General features: G+C 49.8%; 1 protein-coding gene. It reads right to left on the bottom strand.

The window, feature by feature from the left end:
• Positions 1–1,150: hypothetical protein (locus NFS31_RS26785; protein ID WP_251502149.1), on the bottom strand; the 1,150-nt coding region annotated here is incomplete at both ends.

The raw sequence follows: 1,150 nt of genomic DNA, 5'->3' as shown, positions 1-1,150 counted from the left end.
CGGCAGTACCACATCTTCGTAGAGCGGTGCCTGCCGTCTTCTAATTTATAGTCCTCTTTCTCGCGCTTGTTGGAGCGTTCCACAGAAGTCCTTCTGTCATATTCCTTTTCCCATGCTTTAGAGTCCCTTGGCGGTATGTTAAATAACCTTGGATTATCATCGGTAAAGATGTGTACGGTCCTTCCATATTTCGCCGGTGAACAGGGGTGTTCACAGAAACAGCCACGTTTCCGGTCTGATCTCGGGCACCGGTATTTTGCGCGGTGCTTGGCAGCTTCATATCCATCTTTATGCATGCGTAAGCCCAACTTACAGACAGGGACACCATCGTCATCGATTGTGAAATCGTCCTTATAGGTAAAATGCCCGGTATGTCCGGGATTGAGGTCGATAAACGGTGTGATATCTTCCCGTCTGCAGTATTCATAAACAGCGTAAGCGTCATGGGCAGAATCCAGAAGGAGCTTTTCAATCTGGAATTCCGGAAGATATGCTTTCATGGTGAAAAAGGAATGGAGAAAGGAAAGCATATCATGCCTGGAGGCACGTTCTAAAAGAGGGAATACCGGGAGATCATTGCAGGAATCGGAAGCCACATACATGTAGAGGTGGTAGCCGAAGAAATAGCATTCCCGGTGGGAGTCCCATCCCCAGTTACAGTCGGGCTGGGAATGATGGCGTTTACAGTTACAGGAAGAACAGCCTTTCTCCTTACAATGGCAAATACGCTTTTTGCGCTGCTGTGCGGCAGTACGGACAGGGGTGCCGTCACCGGCAAGAGCCAGGTGCCGGGGATTGACCAACCCCCTGTGGATGGACTGGTCCAGGAACTGCTGCTGATAAAGCCGGAAAATGAGGGAAAAGGGATTCTCAGGCTTTAAATGCCAGCGTTCCAGCAGGGGAAGAAGCCTGGAAGCCATGCTGGAAGAGTCGCAGGGAGTCTTATCGCCTTTCTTTTTGCCTTTGGGAGTTTTCTTTATCTTAGGGAACCGGTCTTTCGGGGAAAGGTTGTTGGAGTCATCCTGCCAGATGCGGGAAAAGAAATCATAAAAAGTACCGACGCCAGGGGTATCCCCGAAAGAGAAACCGCTGAGGATGGCATAAAGCGGAGTTTCCTTAAGCATGCGGCACCAGACAGTGATGGAAGTAA

The organism is Otoolea muris (assembly GCF_943193115.1).
Classification (GTDB): domain Bacteria; phylum Bacillota; class Clostridia; order Lachnospirales; family Lachnospiraceae; genus Otoolea; species Otoolea muris.
This window is presented reverse-complemented; position numbering and strand designations above follow the sequence as displayed.